Origin of the sequence: Paenibacillus tundrae, from assembly GCF_036884255.1 — a bacterium.
In the GTDB taxonomy this organism is placed as follows: domain Bacteria; phylum Bacillota; class Bacilli; order Paenibacillales; family Paenibacillaceae; genus Paenibacillus.
Genome location: NZ_CP145605.1, coordinates 3,852,760 through 3,869,127 on the forward strand (window position 1 = coordinate 3,852,760; position 16,368 = coordinate 3,869,127).

13 protein-coding genes are annotated in these 16,368 nt (G+C 44.2%); 3 read left to right on the forward strand and 10 right to left on the reverse strand.

Annotated features, from left to right (window positions below; genetic code table 11):
- Positions 1–31: 31 nt before the first annotated feature.
- Positions 32–1,222: an MFS transporter gene (locus V6W81_RS17220; RefSeq protein WP_338539879.1), complete on the reverse strand. Its 1,191-nt coding sequence runs from the start codon at positions 1,220–1,222 to the stop codon at positions 32–34.
- A 210-nt stretch (positions 1,223–1,432) separates the two neighbouring features.
- On the opposite strand from V6W81_RS17220, the gene V6W81_RS17225 reads away from it, so the two are divergent.
- Both V6W81_RS17225 and V6W81_RS17230 read left to right on the forward strand, forming a co-directional pair.
- Positions 1,433–2,353 (forward strand): ArsR/SmtB family transcription factor, encoded by a 921-nt coding sequence (locus V6W81_RS17225; protein WP_145047156.1) that lies wholly within the window; start codon positions 1,433–1,435, stop codon positions 2,351–2,353.
- A gap of 42 nt (positions 2,354–2,395) precedes the next feature.
- Entirely contained in the window at positions 2,396–3,154 is a 759-nt protein-coding gene (locus V6W81_RS17230) for an HAD family hydrolase (protein ID WP_056690094.1), read from the forward strand.
- A 92-nt stretch (positions 3,155–3,246) separates the two neighbouring features.
- On the opposite strand, the gene V6W81_RS17235 is transcribed toward V6W81_RS17230, so the two are convergent.
- From V6W81_RS17235 to pdhA, 9 genes are all read right to left on the reverse strand, one after another.
- Positions 3,247–5,589 carry a type IA DNA topoisomerase gene (locus tag V6W81_RS17235; RefSeq protein WP_338539880.1) on the reverse strand — a complete coding sequence of 781 codons (2,343 nt, stop codon included), beginning with the start codon at positions 5,587–5,589 and terminating at the stop codon, positions 3,247–3,249.
- A 125-nt stretch (positions 5,590–5,714) separates the two neighbouring features.
- Positions 5,715–6,206 carry a Fur family transcriptional regulator gene (locus V6W81_RS17240; RefSeq protein ID WP_056690088.1) on the reverse strand — a complete coding sequence of 164 codons (492 nt, stop codon included), beginning with the start codon at positions 6,204–6,206 and terminating at the stop codon, positions 5,715–5,717.
- Positions 6,207–6,502: 296 nt separating this feature from the next.
- Entirely contained in the window at positions 6,503–7,990 is a 1,488-nt protein-coding gene (locus tag V6W81_RS17245) for a glutamate synthase subunit beta (protein ID WP_145047159.1), read from the reverse strand.
- A gap of 629 nt (positions 7,991–8,619) precedes the next feature.
- The gene (locus tag V6W81_RS17250) at positions 8,620–9,108 is read right to left on the reverse strand and encodes a dihydrofolate reductase (RefSeq protein WP_338539881.1); all 489 of its coding nucleotides are present in this window, start codon (positions 9,106–9,108) and stop codon (positions 8,620–8,622) included.
- A 51-nt stretch (positions 9,109–9,159) separates the two neighbouring features.
- A complete protein-coding gene (gene thyA / locus V6W81_RS17255) occupies positions 9,160–9,954 on the reverse strand; it encodes a thymidylate synthase (protein WP_338539882.1) in 795 nt (264 codons plus the stop codon).
- A 275-nt stretch (positions 9,955–10,229) separates the two neighbouring features.
- A complete protein-coding gene (lpdA, locus tag V6W81_RS17260; protein ID WP_036613658.1) occupies positions 10,230–11,645 on the reverse strand; it encodes a dihydrolipoyl dehydrogenase in 1,416 nt (471 codons plus the stop codon).
- Positions 11,646–11,648: 3 nt separating this feature from the next.
- On the reverse strand, positions 11,649–12,968 hold the full coding sequence (locus V6W81_RS17265) for a dihydrolipoamide acetyltransferase family protein (RefSeq protein WP_145047165.1): 1,320 nt from the start codon (positions 12,966–12,968) through the stop codon (positions 11,649–11,651).
- A gap of 176 nt (positions 12,969–13,144) precedes the next feature.
- Positions 13,145–14,122 carry an alpha-ketoacid dehydrogenase subunit beta gene (locus tag V6W81_RS17270; protein ID WP_128101755.1) on the reverse strand — a complete coding sequence of 326 codons (978 nt, stop codon included), beginning with the start codon at positions 14,120–14,122 and terminating at the stop codon, positions 13,145–13,147.
- 105 nt (positions 14,123–14,227) lie between these two features.
- Positions 14,228–15,295: a pyruvate dehydrogenase (acetyl-transferring) E1 component subunit alpha gene (gene pdhA / locus V6W81_RS17275; protein WP_128101754.1), complete on the reverse strand. Its 1,068-nt coding sequence runs from the start codon at positions 15,293–15,295 to the stop codon at positions 14,228–14,230.
- Between the two features lie 256 nt (positions 15,296–15,551).
- Between pdhA and V6W81_RS17280 the strand changes: the two genes are divergently transcribed.
- Positions 15,552–16,286 carry an alpha/beta hydrolase gene (locus V6W81_RS17280; protein ID WP_056690068.1) on the forward strand — a complete coding sequence of 245 codons (735 nt, stop codon included), beginning with the start codon at positions 15,552–15,554 and terminating at the stop codon, positions 16,284–16,286.
- Positions 16,287–16,368 lie beyond the last annotated feature (82 nt).

Sequence of the window (16,368 nt, forward strand, 5' to 3'; positions counted from 1 at the left end):
CGGACATCAATTTCCATGCGAACACCAGCTTCTATTCTACCACAGATTGAAGCTCAGGTTTACGTCTAAAGAACACACCTGCAACTCCAAACAGAAGATACATGCAACCCATCCATATAAACATGCTTCCTGGTGCGAACCAGTTAATAACCTGACCGCCGAGGTTAGGCCCAATAATGCTACCGATTGTGAAATAGAAAGAGGCTACGACGTTAGCCGCTGGCAACAGCACTTTTGGCAAAATGTCTGCTGCATAAGCCAGTCCTAGAGAGAAAAACGACCCCACGAGCCCTCCTGCAATCGTTAGTAACACCAGCGTCCACCAGAAATGATTTCCGGCTGCCGGAATGAGCATAAACGTAATTCCTCCTGCAATCCCAGCTGCCATGAGCACCTTTTTTCTACCCAATCGATCACTTAATATCCCAAGCGGGAACTGCAGGAATAGTCCACCTATTCCGACAAATGGAAGCAACGAAGAGATCTGACTCTCATCCATACCAATGCGGAGACCGTACACTGGGAAGTTACTGTTCATTCCCGCTTCCATATAACCGTACAATAGCGCTGGTATTAACGCATACCATGCCCAGGTCAAGCTGCGACGGAATCGACGCTCCGGCATTTGCCCCTGTTCTACCTTCTCAGGTCTAGAATTCGGAAGCTTCATTAATACAAGCACGAGCACAGCTGCCATACAGATGAAAAGAACCCAGAATGGAACTGCCTGACCGAACCCGAGCAGCTTGATCCCGAGCGGACCAATACTGAATCCTAGTCCATAGGACATCCCGTACAGGGATATGTAGCGCCCTCTCTTCTCTGGAGCCGTCACAAGAAGAACCCAGAGCTGGGCGGCATAGTGCAGAGCACTATCTCCAATGCCAACGATGAGGCGTAGAATGAACCATATTTTGATATCCGGAAAATAAGGAAATAAGATTAAGGGAATCATAACAAAGATGAGCCCACCAATGATTAATTTTTTGAAACCAAATGCTCCTAATAAACGCTCAGCCACTAGGGTCATAGCAAATGATCCCACATACAATGCAGCAGCATTAAGTCCATTGAGGCCTGGGGATACACCCTTTTGTTCCAAAAAGATGGATAATACAGGTAATAAAAGCCCCTGGCTAATCCCTGCCACAACTATAACCGTTATCAAAATCAAGTAGTTGGATATGGAATGTGACGGTTTAGCAGTATGAATAGATGACACGAAATGGTTTCCCTCCTGCAAGCATACAAAGAAAAATCGCCATCGCTGACGACTTTTCGTATGATCTTCATATTCTTTTGCTCAAGCACAGATATCCCAGGACATTTGGCTGGGACTTGAACATTATAGTGGACAACGCCGTGCAAAACAAGCCATAATAGTACATAAGTCGCTGTGTATATTAGATGTGACGGGAGGATTCTACATCATATGCCTTATCAAGTTAAAATTGATGTTTCACCGATATATGAGATGCTCAATAGTTTTCTGGTGTATGTCACCAAAAAGTGGATCCAGCATTTGGACGTTGGTCCAGAATGGATTCTGGAGGTCGAAGGCAAACTAAGCTCCAACGTGAGAGCTGCGCTGGCTCCAGCCGCTACGTGGCCTTTTGATGATTTTGACGTATTGTTTGCATGGGCGGCATATCGAAACTGCGATTCAGAGAATCAAGATTTCCTGAATATGCTTTCGGATATGTCGGCAGAACAATTATTTGCACAGATCTCACCTTTACTGCCTTCCATTACAATGGAAGAGTCCACACGGATACGGGACAGTTATGTTCCGCTTTTGCGCTTGTGGGACGAGCATTATTGCCAGAATATCAGCGAAGATTATCGTACTTGGCTCGAAGAGGATGCGGAGGAAAAACAGATTCTGTTGGACAAAATGGGACCAGAACTGTTAATTGAATACGCGACAGCAGGTGTCATTGTTGAACCGATGCCTGGACTGAACGAAGTGATTCTGTTTCCAACCATCCATAATCGGCCTATTAACATGTACTGCTTCTACGAAGGCATGATGATCATGCAATATCCGATTGATGCACCTGAGGAAGATGAGGATCAACCGCCAACCTGCTTGCTCCGCTTCACTCATGCTCTGGCTGATCCCGAGAGACTTCGCTTGTTACGTTACGTTTCGGGCGAACCGAAATCGCTAGCTGAAATGTGTGAGGAACTCGATAAGGATGAAGACATGGTCAAGGACCAGGTAATGGCACTACGCATCGCGGGGTTGCTGAGAACTCACCTTCTTGGAAGCAACCGTAAAGAGAAATATAGTATTCGGCCGGATGGCGTGTCTGAATTGAACATGTTCCTGGAATCCTACATTCGCATATAATGCATTAAACTGAGGTTGCCGGCTGCAAGGAGTGATTTTAATATGAGCAACACGAAACAACACATTTTGTTCGACCTAGATGATACGCTTGTATACTGTAACAAATACTTCAACCTCATTCTGGGTGAATTCTTCGAAAACATGCAGGAGTGGTTTGACGGTGATGATCTAACCATTCAGCAGATTCGTGAGAAGCAACTAGAGATTGACGTCACTGGAGTTAACAAAGTGGGGTTCGCAAGTCACCACTTCCCTCAATCTCTGATTGATACGTATCGTTACTTCTCGCAAAAGTTCGCAAGATCTACCTCCCCCAAAGAGGAGAACTACTTAAGCAAACTTGGAATGAGTGTGTACGATCAGGAGGTAGAACCTTATCCTCATATGGTCGAAACGTTGGAGAACCTGCAGTCTGCTGGACATGCCCTCTATCTCTACACTGGTGGGGAAACTGTCATTCAACAACGTAAGATTGATCAGATGAAGTTATCTGCATATTTCGATGATCGCATCTATATACGGCAACACAAAAACGTTGAAGCTCTGGAAGGCATTTTATCTTCGGGGACGTTTGATCGTACAGCCACGTGGATGATAGGCAACTCCTTACGAACAGACATTATGCCTGCTGTAACAGCTGGTATTCACAGTATCTATATTAAGCAGCCTAATGAATGGCAATACAATATCGTGGAGCTGAAACCTAATCCCGAACGCGCTTTATATACGATTACGGCACTAGAAGAGGTTCCGAAAGTTATACAAGAGAATATTGAGCAACAATACAAAAAGACCCTGTAATCTTACAGGGCCTTTTTCGTGCTGTATTTATTACAATACACTCTCCGCCTATGTTTCATTTATCAATACCAGAGAGTCCAAATGCAGAGCTTTTACGTCTCGATCTTCTCGGCTGTCAGTTTACCGGTAAGCATGTCCTGCAACACAATACGAGCTTTAACGGTACTGCCGTCTTTTCGTTTAAAAGCCAGCACTTGTGTGCTTCCTTTGTCGATCAACGATCTCAGCATCGTACTCGTTATTTTTTTGCCGATGTACTCTTTCCAGATGACAAAGCCACAGCCTTCTTTGAATCGTGTGCATCCATAACCTTTTTTACCTTCAATGATCTGACCCGTACAACCTGGTGCAGGGCACGGAGCCAACAGCTCACGAGCACCAGACGGATTAGAAACAGCAACAGTCGTCTTAGTTTTAGCCGCCGTACCAGTGGCGCTACGGGCGTTGCCAGAAGCTCCTGAAGATGAACGTGACGTTGATGCAGAAGAACTAGCCGCTGTTCTGGTTGAAGTTTTAGCCCTGTTCCCTTTGCTACTAGCGCCCTTGCTTTTACCTCGACTGCCACGAGCATCTTCACCAAATGCATCTGCTGGCGCAGGAGCTTGCACCTTAACCTTATCAATGATCGACATGGTAAACTTCTTCACGTTCTCCATAAACTTGTCTTGACCCGCTTCTCCTTTGGAGATTTGGTACAATCTTCGTTCCCATTGACCTGTCATTTCTGGAGAGGTTAAGAGATCCACACCTGCTCGCCGAATTAATTCGATCGCCGTTCGCCCTTTGAGCGTAAGTTGCATCTTTTTGCCTTGCATGGTAATATAACCAACATTTTTGAGACGCTCAATCGTAGCAGCCCGCGTTGCCGGTGTTCCTAATCCACTGTCTTTCATGGCATCACGAAGCTCTTCGTTCTCGATCTGCTTCCCGGCACTTTCCATCGCCTTGAGCAATGTACCTTCGGTATAACTTTTTGGAGGCTGGGTAGCTTTCTCCTTGAATTCACTCTTCGTGCATTGAACAGGTAACTCAGGCTGAACAGAGAAGGACTTGTCCGTCCACTCCTCCGCTTCCTCTTCTTCATTACCATTCTTTTTGCTTTTCTTCTTCCCAGAACCACTCTGTTCCTGATCTGATGAAGAAAGTACGACTTTCCAACCTAATGATAATAACTCCTTCACAGACGTTTTGAACTGATGTTGTTCAACCTCTGTTAGTACGGTGTGCTGTTTATACTCGGCTGGTGGGTAGAAATGAGATAAAAAACGTCTAACGATCAGATCATAGATATTCTGTTCGTCCTTGGATAATGTACCCGGTCGCTTCAACGTTGGCAAAATCGCATGGTGATCTTCAACCCGTGATGGGTTACAGACCCCTTTATTGTTTTTGTGTACCAGTTCTGGCTTAGCTCCTTGAGCTAGCTCACTGTACGTTCCATTTTTCAATAAATTCAGCGTTTTGTGCATGCCTTCAATATTCTGTTCCGTCACATAGTTAGAGTTCGTACGTGGATACGAGATTACCTTATGTTTTTCATATAAGGCTTGGGCAATGTCCAACGTTTTCTTGGCACCATAACCAAATTTCGCATTCGCCTCACGCTGCAAAAGTGTGAGATCGTACAACCGGTAGGGATATTCCTTCGTTTGTTTTGCTTCATATTTGGTAATACGTCCTGTCTTCCCCTTCACGCTGGCTGCAATTGCCTCCGCTGCCTCTGAATCAGTGAGCTTGTCTCCTTGACGCAAGCCACGATATTCAACACCTTCCTGACGAAACCAAGCCGCCACTTCATAGAAGGTCTGCGACTGAAAAGCTTCAATCTCAATCTCGCGATCATAGATCAATGCGAGTACCGGTGTCTGAACACGTCCAACAGACAACAGCGCATTGTGCCGTGTCGTGAAAGCGCGTGAAGCGTTCATTCCGATCAGCCAATCTGCCTCGCTTCGAGCACGAGCAGCATGTGTAAGATTTTCAAACTCCGATGCATCCTTCAGCCCATCAAATCCTTTTTGGATACTAGCGGCAGTCAGATCCGATATCCATAATCGTTTAACCGGCTGACGAAGCTTCAACTGCTGCTGGATCAGCGCGAAGATATACTGACCCTCACGTCCTGCGTCACATGCGTTGACAATAGCAGAAGCGCGTTTGGAAAGTTCTCCGATGATCTTCAATTGATCCTTCGTTTTTGGGTTAGGTACGATTTTGAACTGATCCGGAATGATGGGTAAGTCAGCGATGTTCCAACGCTTGTACTTCGTATCATATGCATCTGGTTCAGCCAGTCCGAGCAAATGACCAATCGCCCAAGTGATGATATAATGCTCCCCTTCGAGGTAACTGCGATTGTTCTTGGCTTTTGGTTCTATGACGGCGGCAATGGTTCGACCCATATCAGGCTTCTCCGCTATAACCAGTGTCTTCATCCGTCCATCTCTCCTCCTTCACCGTCCGCATGACGGCAAAAAGGGGCCTTCCGCCCACGGAAGCCCCTTGCTTCTGAAACATATTATATCAGATTTTGAGTCCGGGAGCATCCCTTCACGAGGGATTAACCAGCAGCCGGCTCATTTAAAGCTCGCTTTTGTCTACATTCCTTGCATACGCCTTGAAAATCAAGTCGGTGATCTGTAACAGCAAATCCATATTGCCGCTCAATTTGCTGTTCCAAACGGAGCAACCCATCCTCCATAATCTCCTCTACACTACCGCAGTCTGTACAAATGAGATGGTGATGATGATGAGAACCGTCCGTACTACGTAAATCAAACCGCGCAGCCCCATCTCCAAAATTAATTTTCTCTACCACTTGCAGATCACTTAGCAATTCAAGTGTACGATATACCGTGGCAAGACCAATCTCAGGGAATTGTTCTTTCACAAGCAAGAAGACTTCTTCGGCGCTAAAATGATCCTTTTCATGCTCAAGTAACACACGCACGGTCACTTCACGTTGTTGAGTCAACTTGTATCCTTTCTCAACCAATTGCTTCTTAATATCATAAATCTGGTCTGAAATGCATTTGTCCCGATTCGTCGCCATAGCTGGTTGCACCTCCAAATATTATATCTTCACGTCATTGATTTTCATATTATTAAAAAACTCTTATTTATAATTATTATAATATAATAATAAATCTTTAAGGAATAAAAAGCAATGCTCTACCTCACACTTACACTAAAAAAACGCAAACGACGCAGTCTTAACTGCCATTAACTAAGTAATTAATTTAACTTGTTCTATATCCTTCAAACTAAAGAATCAGATAAAAAGCAGATAGAAAGTTAAGCAAATAAAAACCCCCGCCATCATGGCGAGGGTTGCAATAACGATATGAGTTATACGAGAACCGTAGCTCCCATCAAATATTTATCAACTTCACGAGCCGCTTCGCGACCTTCATTGATTGCCCATACAACTAGACTTTGTCCACGACGCATGTCGCCTGCTGCAAATACTTTATCAACGTTCGTATTGTATTTACCGTAGCGGGCTTTAACATTGGTACGACGGTCTGTTGCAAGTCCCAATTGTTCTACCAGTGTCTGTTCTGGTCCATCAAAACCGATCGCAATCATCGCCATCTGAGCAGGGAAAACGCGCTCTGTTCCAGGGATTGGTTGATAGATTTTGCGACCTGTCTCATCCACGATACGCTCAATCTGAACGGTATGCAGCTCTTTCAAGTTGCCTTCTTCGTCACCAACAAATTTCGTTGTCATGATGGAGAATTCACGCGGATCTTGACCAAACAACGCTTTGGCTTCTTCTTGAGCGTAATCTAATGTGTACACATTAGGGAACTGTGGCCAAGGGTTATTGATGCGGTCACGCTCCATAGGCGCTTGAGTGTGAGTACCAAATTGTGTAATGGTACGACAACCATGACGAAGAGATGTAGCTACACAGTCAGAGCCTGTGTCACCGCCACCAATAACGATAACATCTTTGTCTTGTGCAGACAGATAGTTACCATCTTCCAAGTTAGAATCCAAATAGCTCTTAATGCTGCTATTGAGGAAGTCCATAGCGTAGTGTACGCCTTTCAGATCACTACCTTCAATGTTGAATTCGCGTGGTTTGGTTGCGCCACCACACAATACAACAGCATCATAATCGTCTACTAGTTGCTGTGCAGGAATATCTTTACCGATCTCTGTATTCGTGATGAATTGAACGCCTTCTGCTTCAAGCAAGTCCACACGACGTTGAACTACTTTTTTGTCCAATTTCATTGTTGGAATACCGTACATCAACAAACCACCCACACGGTCAGAACGCTCGTATACTGTTACTGTGTGACCTGCTTTGTTTAACTGAGCTGCAGTTGCAAGTCCTGCTGGACCCGAACCAACAACAGCTACGCGTTTACCCGTGCGTTTCTCTGGAGGTTGAGGAACTACCCATCCTTCTTCAAAACCTTTTTCAATAATTGCTTCTTCTATCGTTTTAATGGTTACAGGCTGACCAATCAATCCAACAGTACAAGATCCTTCACAAGGAGCTGGACAGACACGACCTGTAAACTCAGGGAAGTTATTCGTTTTGTGAAGACGCTCAAGTGCTTCTCTCCACAATCCGCGGTAGACAAGGTTGTTCCATTCCGGAATCAGGTTATGCACGGGGCATCCTGATGTGCCACCAATCATATCTATACCTGTATGGCAATACGGGGTACCACAATCCATGCATCGTGCACCTTGTGTTCTGAGCTCTTCTTCGGCCATATGTTTATGAAACTCTTCCCAATCCTTAATCCGCTCCGCTGGCTCGCGATCCGCTGGCAATTGCCGTTTGTATTCCATAAATCCAGTAGGTGTAGACATCTTACGTTTTCCCCCATCCGTTCTTGTCTTAATCCCTTCATCTGCACGATTCTATATGAAATGGATTACTCATGATCTGAGTTTTTTGTCTATTGTATCACAAAATCTTCTCGAAGATATTTCAATTATAGTAGCATTTCGACATCTGAATATTAAATGGATTATCCGCATAATTATTTGTATTTTATACATCATATCGTCTCAATCTACTCAGGGTCAATCCCCTAATTTTGGTGCAATATGTGTTATTTCAACATAAAAACAGGCGTGTGTTAGTCATTTCAAAGTTCACAACGTCACGTAAATGTCAGATAATTTACCATTTAAATCAACTGATTTGTACCAATCTGATGCTGATTTCCGAATATTAGGCTTATTTTAGGGCTTTACAACGTTGAATGCCTACAACTTTTACACTTTTTGTCTTATCACTGTTGATCTATATGTATATTATACATAATTCCCTATGCTTTATGTTACATAAATGTTATATACCATTTTCTGCAGGCTAAAAATATTCTGAAAAATCAAAAAAAACGCTGTTCACGAATATTTCGTAATCAGCGCCTCAATATTTTTTTATAAATTCACTTCAAAACGTAATAAATTGATTGAAGCTATGTTCAATCTTATTGTCTGCGTTCGTAAAACTCAAAGGTAAACGCGTGGACGTTTTTCTCATCCTGTTCGCCTTCAATTTGCTTAATTAGCTCCCATTCAGACCAATCCACTTCAGGGAAAAATGTATCTCCCTCAAAATATTCATGAATCTTGGTGACAACAAGACGGTCGGCAAACGGTAAAAATTCGCGATAAACCTGTGAACCACCGATTACACACAGCTCTTCTCCTTGCGTTACACTTAGACCCTCTTCGATGGTGTGAACCACTTCAGCTTGCTCTGCTGTGTAGTCTAAGTCTCTCGTTACGACGATATTGCGACGTTTAGGGAGTGGTTTGCCGCCAAAAGATTCCCACGTATTACGTCCCATAATAATAGTTTTGTTCAACGTTTGTTGTTTGAAAAAGGCCATATCCTTGGGTAAATGCCATGGCAACGAATTATTTAAGCCAATCACGCCATTCTCACCCATCGCCCATACAAGTTCAATGCTCAAAGAATATACACTCCTTCGATCCAAAATCAAAATCGATTCCGCTTCTGCATTTTATACTGCAATTGGAGCTTTAATACCTGGGTGGTGCTGATAGTTCTCAAATTCGAAATCTTCAAACTTATAGTCAAAAATGGATTCTGGCTTGCGCTTAATCACCAATTTAGGTAATGCAAAAGGCTCGCGCGCCAGTTGAGTTTTGACTTGCTCTACATGGTTTGAATAGATGTGCACATCTCCACCTGACCAGATGAACTCACCCACCTCAAGGTCACATTGCTGCGCAATCATATGTGTTAGAAGCGCATAACTGGCAATGTTGAACGGCAGACCCAGGAAGGTATCTACTGAACGCATGGTAAGCATACATGATAATTTACCCTCTGCAACATAAAACTGAAACGCGAAATGACATGGCGGAAGCTTCATATGATTAATCTCCGCCACATTCCACGCACTTACAAGATGACGTCTAGAATCCGGGTTGTTTTTGATCGAATCAATCACTGCCGCGATCTGGTCAATCTTCTCTCCATTTGGTGCTTCCCACGTACGCCACTGTGAGCCATACACAGGTCCGAGATCACCATTTTCATCCGCCCAATCGTCCCAGATTTTCACGCCGTTTTCTTTCAAGTAAGCGATGTTTGTATCCCCACTCAAAAACCACAAAAGCTCATGGATCACCGATTTAAGATGAATTCGTTTTGTTGTTACAAGTGGGAATCCCTCGGAAAGATCATAACGAAGCTGTCTACCAAATACGGATTGAGTTCCCGTTCCCGTACGATCTCCTTTGTGTACGCCATTGTCTAATATATCTTGTAATAAATCGAGATAGTTTTTCAAATTGATTTCCCCTCGCATCTCTATATATGTTGCCACTCAATTCCAGTTTGACTTGAATTACATCATGTCTGAACATCTTAACAGTTTATCACACTGTGCACGATGGAAAAAGAGTTGAGGCACATTCAATTTTGCCCACGTTTTACAGCACTAAGTGCAAGATATTCCCTTTAGAAGTCTCATATACTCAGAAAAAAAGAGGTGAGTAGCGCTAACGCACTACTCACCTCTTTGATCTACGTATGATGCCGGACGAATCCGAAGCTTAGAGGATCTTAACGGGAAATGATGTGGATCGGGTGACCCATAACCAATTCCGCTGCTTCCATCACGATTTCGCCCAAAGTTGGGTGAGCGTGGATAGTAAGCGCCAGATCTTCCAAAGTTGCGCCCATCTCGATTGCAAGACCAAGCTCAGCAATCAAGTTGGAAGCTTCCAGACCAACGATTTGGCAACCAAGTACAAGGCCGCTCTCTTCGTCAGCTACGATTTTCACGAAGCCTTCAGCATGGTTCAAAGATACTGCACGGCCGTTACCCGCATAAGGGAATTTACCTGCTTTTACTTTGTAACCTTTTTCTTTAGCTTCTTTTTCAGTGTAACCTACGCTGGAGCATTCTGGATCTGTGAAGACAACAGCTGGCATACATTTGTAGTCAACTACAGATGGTTGTCCTGCGATTGCTTCAGCAGCCACTTTACCTTCATAAGAAGCTTTGTGTGCCAGAGCAAGACCAGATACGATATCACCAATTGCGAAGATGTGCGGGATGCTAGTGCGACCTTGGTGGTCAACTTTAACGAATCCACGCTCGTCAACGTCAACACCGATCATATCAAGACCCAGCTCACCGTCTGTGTTTGGACGACGTCCAACAGTAACAAGCAGGTAATCTGCAGTTACTTCTTTGGACTCACCATTTACAGAATATTTAACAGTTACATCTTTATCCGTTTGCTCAGCACTTTCAGCTTTTGCACCCGTTACGATTTCGATGCCTGTTTTCTTCATGTTTTTAGCCACAAGGCTAGTCATGTCTTTATCGAATCCTGGCAATACAGTATCCAAACCTTCGATGATTGTTACTTTAGCACCGAATTTGGAGTACATTTGACCAAGCTCAGCGCCGATATAACCGCCACCGATTACGATCATGCTTTTTGGTACTTCAGGCAAGTTCAATGCTTCTGTTGAAGACAGAATGCGTCCGCCAAACGGGAAAGGTTTCAGTTCGATTGGACGGGAACCTGTTGCAATAATTGCATTTTTGAACTTGTAACGTGGTGACTCGTGATCGTTAAATACACGAGCTTCGTTTTCATTGATGAACATGCACTCACCGTTGAAAACTTCGACTTTGTTGCCTTTGAGCAAACCAGCTACGCCGCCAGTCATTTTCTTAACAACGCCGTTTTTGAATTCTTGAGTTTTGCTGAAATCTACTTTAACGTTCTCAGCAGAGATACCAAATGCTTCACCGTGAAGTGCAGACTCATATTGGTGTGCAGCAGAGATCAGAGCTTTGGATGGAATACATCCGCGGTTCAAACATACGCCGCCTAGCTCAGATTTGTCTACGATCAATACGCTTTGGCCCAGTTGTGCAGCACGGATGGCAGCTACATAGCCGCCAGGTCCTGCACCAATTACTAATGTATCGATATTGAGAGAAGCGTCGCCTACTACCATATCTTACACCTCCATAACAAGCAACTCAGGGTTAGCGAGCAGCTGTTTAATGTAATTCATAAAGTTTTGTGCAGTTGCGCCATCGATGATACGGTGGTCAAAGCTCAAGGAAAGAGCCATTACTGGTGCTGCAACAACTTCGCCGTTTTTGATAACCGCTTTTTCACTGATGCGTCCAGTTCCGAGGATAGCAACTTCAGGGAAGTTGATGATCGGAGTGAAGAACATACCGCCAGCAGAACCGATGTTACTGATGGAGATTGTGCTTCCTTTCATTTCGTTCGCGCTCAGTTTACCTTCACGACCACGAGCTGCCAGATCACGGATAGAGTCAGCGATCATCCAGATGGATTTACGATCAGCATCTTTGATAACAGGAACGATCAAGCCGTTGTCTGTATCTGTAGCGATACCGATGTTGTAGTATTTTTTGTAAACAATTTCGTTAGCTTCTTCATCGATCATTGCGTTCAGAGCAGGGAATTGGCGGGAAGCCGCAACCAATGCTTTAACGATGAATGGCAAGTAAGTAACTTTTGTTCCTTTTTTCTCAGCAATTGGTTTCATGCGAGTACGGAAAGCAACCAATTCAGTTACGTCAACTTCGTCCATGATTGTAACGTGAGGTGCTGTGTAAGCCGATTTAACCATTGCGTTAGAGATCGCTTTACGGATACCTTTGAACGGTACGCGCTCTTCTTCAAGGCGTTGATCAGCTGCTGCAGCTGGTGCTGCGGATTTTTTCTCTTCTTGAGCAGGTGCTTCGGAAGATGCCGCTGCGGAAGAACCGCCACCATTTTTGAAGGATTCAACATCTTCTTTGGTTACTTTACCGTTGTTGCCAGTACCGTTAACCTGAGCGATGTCTACACCTTGTTCACGAGCGAATTTACGCACGCTTGGAGTTGCCAGAACGTCTTTAGCAGGTACCGCTGGTACGCTGTTATTGCCGCCTTCTTTAGTTGCATCCGGGCTGGAAGCTGCTGCAGAAGAACCGCTAGTGTCAGCTCCACCTTGAGCTGCATCTTTTTCTTGCTCGCCTTGATCGCCAGCAGGAGCGTCGTCTTGCTCAGGAAGTTCGCCTTCTGCGTCGATGATTGCTACAACTTCACCAACGTGGCAGATTTGACCGTCTTTAGCGAATACTTCAGTAACTGTTCCGTTAACTGGACAAGGTACTTCAACTACCGCTTTATCGTTCTGTACTTCCATGATGATATCGTCGTCAGTTACCTTGTCCCCAACTTTGATGTGCATCTTGATGATTTCGCCTTCGTGAAGGCCTTCGCCTAGTTCAGGGAATTTATATTCAAATTTAGCCAACTGAAAAACCTCCTTGATTATGTGCTCAATCCTGAAAACAACCCTTAACTCCAAGAACCAACTGTTACTGCTAATGCAAATAACTGTTACTCAAGGGGCTAATGGCTGTTTACAGTGCAGCCTACGCTGCGGTGTGAATCACCATACTGCGCCTTGCGGCATGTCAGATGATTAAATTAGAAATTTACGACTTTGTTAACCGCAGCAACAATGCGTGCTGGGTTAGGCAGCCATGTATCTTCGATTTGTGCAAAAGGATATACAGTATCCGGACCTGCTACACGCAGTACCGGTGCTTCCAAGTGCAGGATTGCTTTTTCATTGATTTGTGCAATGACTTCAGCTGCAACACCTGCGCTCTTTTGAGCTTCTTGTACAACAATTGCACGATTTGTTTTCTTAACAGAAGCAATAACTGTATCGATATCGATCGGGCTGATCGTACGAAGGTCGATTACTTCAACTTTGATTCCTTGTTTTTCAAGCTCTTCCGCTGCTTTAACGGAAGTGTGAACCATCATACCGTAAGTGATGATAGTAACGTCGGAACCTTCACGAACAACGTTCGCTTTACCCAGTTCAACAACATAGTCCTCTTCAGGCACTTCAGCACGGAAAGCATGGTACAGGTTCAAGTGCTCCATGAAGAATACAGGATCGTTGTCGCGGATAGAAGCAATCATCAGACCTTTTGCATCGTAAGGGTTAGATGGAACTACTACTTTAATACCCGGAGTTTGCGTGAGCAAACCTTCCAGAGAATCTGTATGCAATTCTGCCGCTTTTACACCGCCACCGAATGGTGTACGGAATACGATTGGAGAATTGTATTTTCCGCCAGAGCGGAAACGCATACGAGCAGCTTGAACTACCATTTGGTCAAGCGCTTCGAAGATGAAACCAACGAATTGGATTTCAGCTACTGGACGGAAGCCTTGGATACCCAAACCTACAGCCAGACCACCAATAGCGGACTCAGCCAGCGGAGTATCAAATACACGCTCTTCGCCAAACTCTTTTTGCAGACCTTCCGTTACACGGAAAACGCCGCCTACATTACCTACGTCTTCACCGAAAAGCAGAACGTTAGGATCACGTTTCAACTCAACGCGAAGCGCATCACGGATTGCTTCTTTCATGTTCAATTGTGCCATTTGCTTCATTTCCTCCTTAAACATTGACAGTTCACATTTGAATTCATACATGTATACCGAGACACCATAACCGGCGCCGGATGTTTATGCTTTATCGGAAAAAACTTATTGGAAATCAGCTTTTTGCTCTTCCAAGTGCTTAGGCGTTTGTTCGAACATGCTGTCGATCAAGCCTGAAATCGTCATTTTCTCGGTTTTTTCCGCTTTTTTGATCTCTTCGTTTACTTTAGCTTTTGCTTCTTCTTTCACACGAGCTGTATCTTCTTCAGTCCACAGACCTTTTTTCTCCAGATACTTAGCGAAACGTGCGATTGGATCTTTAACGCTCCATTCAGCCTCTTCTTCTTTTGTACGATATTTGGAAGCATCGTCAGAAAGGGAGTGAGGACGGAAACGGTAAGTTACCGCTTCGATCAATGTAGCGCCTTCTCCGTTACGACCACGTTCAGCAGCTTCCTGAACAGCTTTGATAACAGCGAAAATGTCCATACCGTCAACTTTAACACCTTTGATCCCTGCTGCTACCGCTTTGTGAGCGATGGACAGAGCTGCTGTTTGTTTAGCAAAAGGAGTTGTGATGGCATAACCATTGTTTTGTACGAAGAAGATCACTGGCAGTTTGTATACACCAGCGTAGTTCAGACCTTCATAGAAGTCACCTTCAGAAGAACCGCCATCACCTGTGTACGTAATAACTACTTGTTTTTGTTTCTTCAATTTGTAACCCATAGCAATACCCATTGCGTGCAGAATTTGTGCACCAATGATGATTTGTGGCATCAATACGTTAACGCCATCTGGAATTTGTCCACCATGTTGGTGTCCACGGGAGTACAAGAACGCTTGATAAAGAGGAAGTCCGTGCCACACGAGTTGCGGAATGTCGCGATAGCCTGGAGCAACAAAATCTTCTTTTTCAAGTGCATATTCACTACCAACCATTGTAGCTTCTTGACCAGATACTGGAGCATAGAAACCAAGACGACCTTGACGGCCCAGGTTTACTGCACGGTCATCCCAAGTACGGGTAAATACCATGCGGTACATAATTTCTTTTAATTGATCGTCGGAAAGCTTAGGCATCATGTCTTTGTTAACAATTTCGCCGTCAGGAGACAGCACGGACAGAGCTTCTACATCCTCCGTATATACTTCATAAGGAACCTTGCTCATTTTTTTCTTCACCTCAACAAAAAATTTGAATATCAAGTTCCGCTGTTATAATATTATTATACACCTGTTTCACTGCATACGTCAAAGATATCCGTAATTTTTTTATATTTTCTTTCGGATTGTATGTATAACAGGGTAGTAATATTGGTATAACAGCATAGTACATGTTTGCGTTTTTTACCTAAACCCGCATAAGGTTAATCTTACCGTATTGCGCGGTCGAATGCAAAAATAAAACCGAGAAAGGTGACGTTTTATGACGGATTCTCGCTATTTGAAACGCACAATTGTAAAGGAAGAGATTGAAAGTCGTTATCTCGGAGAGAAGCGGACTCTACGAATTTACCTTCCGCCTGGCTACAATGAACTGCTCAGTTATCCTGTCGTTTATTGTCAGGATGGCGAAGAATTTTTCAATTTTGGACGAATCGCTACAACAGCAAACCGCATTATCCTAGATGAGGGCGCCGAACCTTTCATCATCGTTGGGGTTCAGGTTGACGTGTCTGTAAGGACACAGGAGTACGCTCCCTTCGGAGATCGGTTTAAGGCTTATACCGCTTGCTTCGCTGAAGAGATTATTCCCTATGTAGAAGAGAAATATCCTGTGCGCCGCTCACCGCAAGAACGTGTCTTGGCTGGTGACTCACTCGGCGGCAGTGTATCATTGCATCTTGCCCTACTCTATCCTGATCTGTTCCATCGCGTCATTAGCTTGTCCGGAGCCTTCTATTCCGCTTCCCAAGAAATCTATGCCGCAGAAGAGAATTTGTCTTGGCTTTCCATCTGGATGATCGTTGGTTTGCAGGAAACAGCTTTTGAAGCAGACACAGGAACTTATGACTTTGTTCAATTGAACCGAGATACACGTGATTTACTGGATAAACGTGGTGCGATCGTCTCCTATAGAGAGAAAGAAGGAAACCACCAATGGGGATTTTGGCAAAAGGAACTGCCCGAAGCACTGTTATACTTTCTTCAAGAAAATTAATACTGTATTCAACTGAACAAGCGGCTGATATGCCGCTTTTGTTTTACCCTTAATTGTTACCGCTTACATATATCTGCAATAA

Excerpts from the sequence above, each read along its gene's own strand:
- V6W81_RS17225 (WP_145047156.1), top strand. The coding sequence starts at position 1,433 with ATGCCTTATCAAGTTAAAATTGATGTTTCACCGATATATGAGATGCTC.
- V6W81_RS17230 (WP_056690094.1), top strand. The coding sequence starts at position 2,396 with ATGAGCAACACGAAACAACACATTTTGTTCGACCTAGATGATACGCTT.
- V6W81_RS17235 (WP_338539880.1), bottom strand. The coding sequence starts at position 5,589 with ATGAAGACACTGGTTATAGCGGAGAAGCCTGATATGGGTCGAACCATT.
- V6W81_RS17240 (WP_056690088.1), bottom strand. The coding sequence starts at position 6,206 with ATGGCGACGAATCGGGACAAATGCATTTCAGACCAGATTTATGATATT.
- V6W81_RS17245 (WP_145047159.1), bottom strand. The coding sequence starts at position 7,990 with ATGTCTACACCTACTGGATTTATGGAATACAAACGGCAATTGCCAGCG.
- lpdA (WP_036613658.1), bottom strand. The coding sequence starts at position 11,645 with ATGGTAGTAGGCGACGCTTCTCTCAATATCGATACATTAGTAATTGGT.
- V6W81_RS17270 (WP_128101755.1), bottom strand. The coding sequence starts at position 14,122 with ATGGCACAATTGAACATGAAAGAAGCAATCCGTGATGCGCTTCGCGTT.
- pdhA (WP_128101754.1), bottom strand. The coding sequence starts at position 15,295 with ATGAGCAAGGTTCCTTATGAAGTATATACGGAGGATGTAGAAGCTCTG.
- V6W81_RS17280 (WP_056690068.1), top strand. The coding sequence starts at position 15,552 with ATGACGGATTCTCGCTATTTGAAACGCACAATTGTAAAGGAAGAGATT.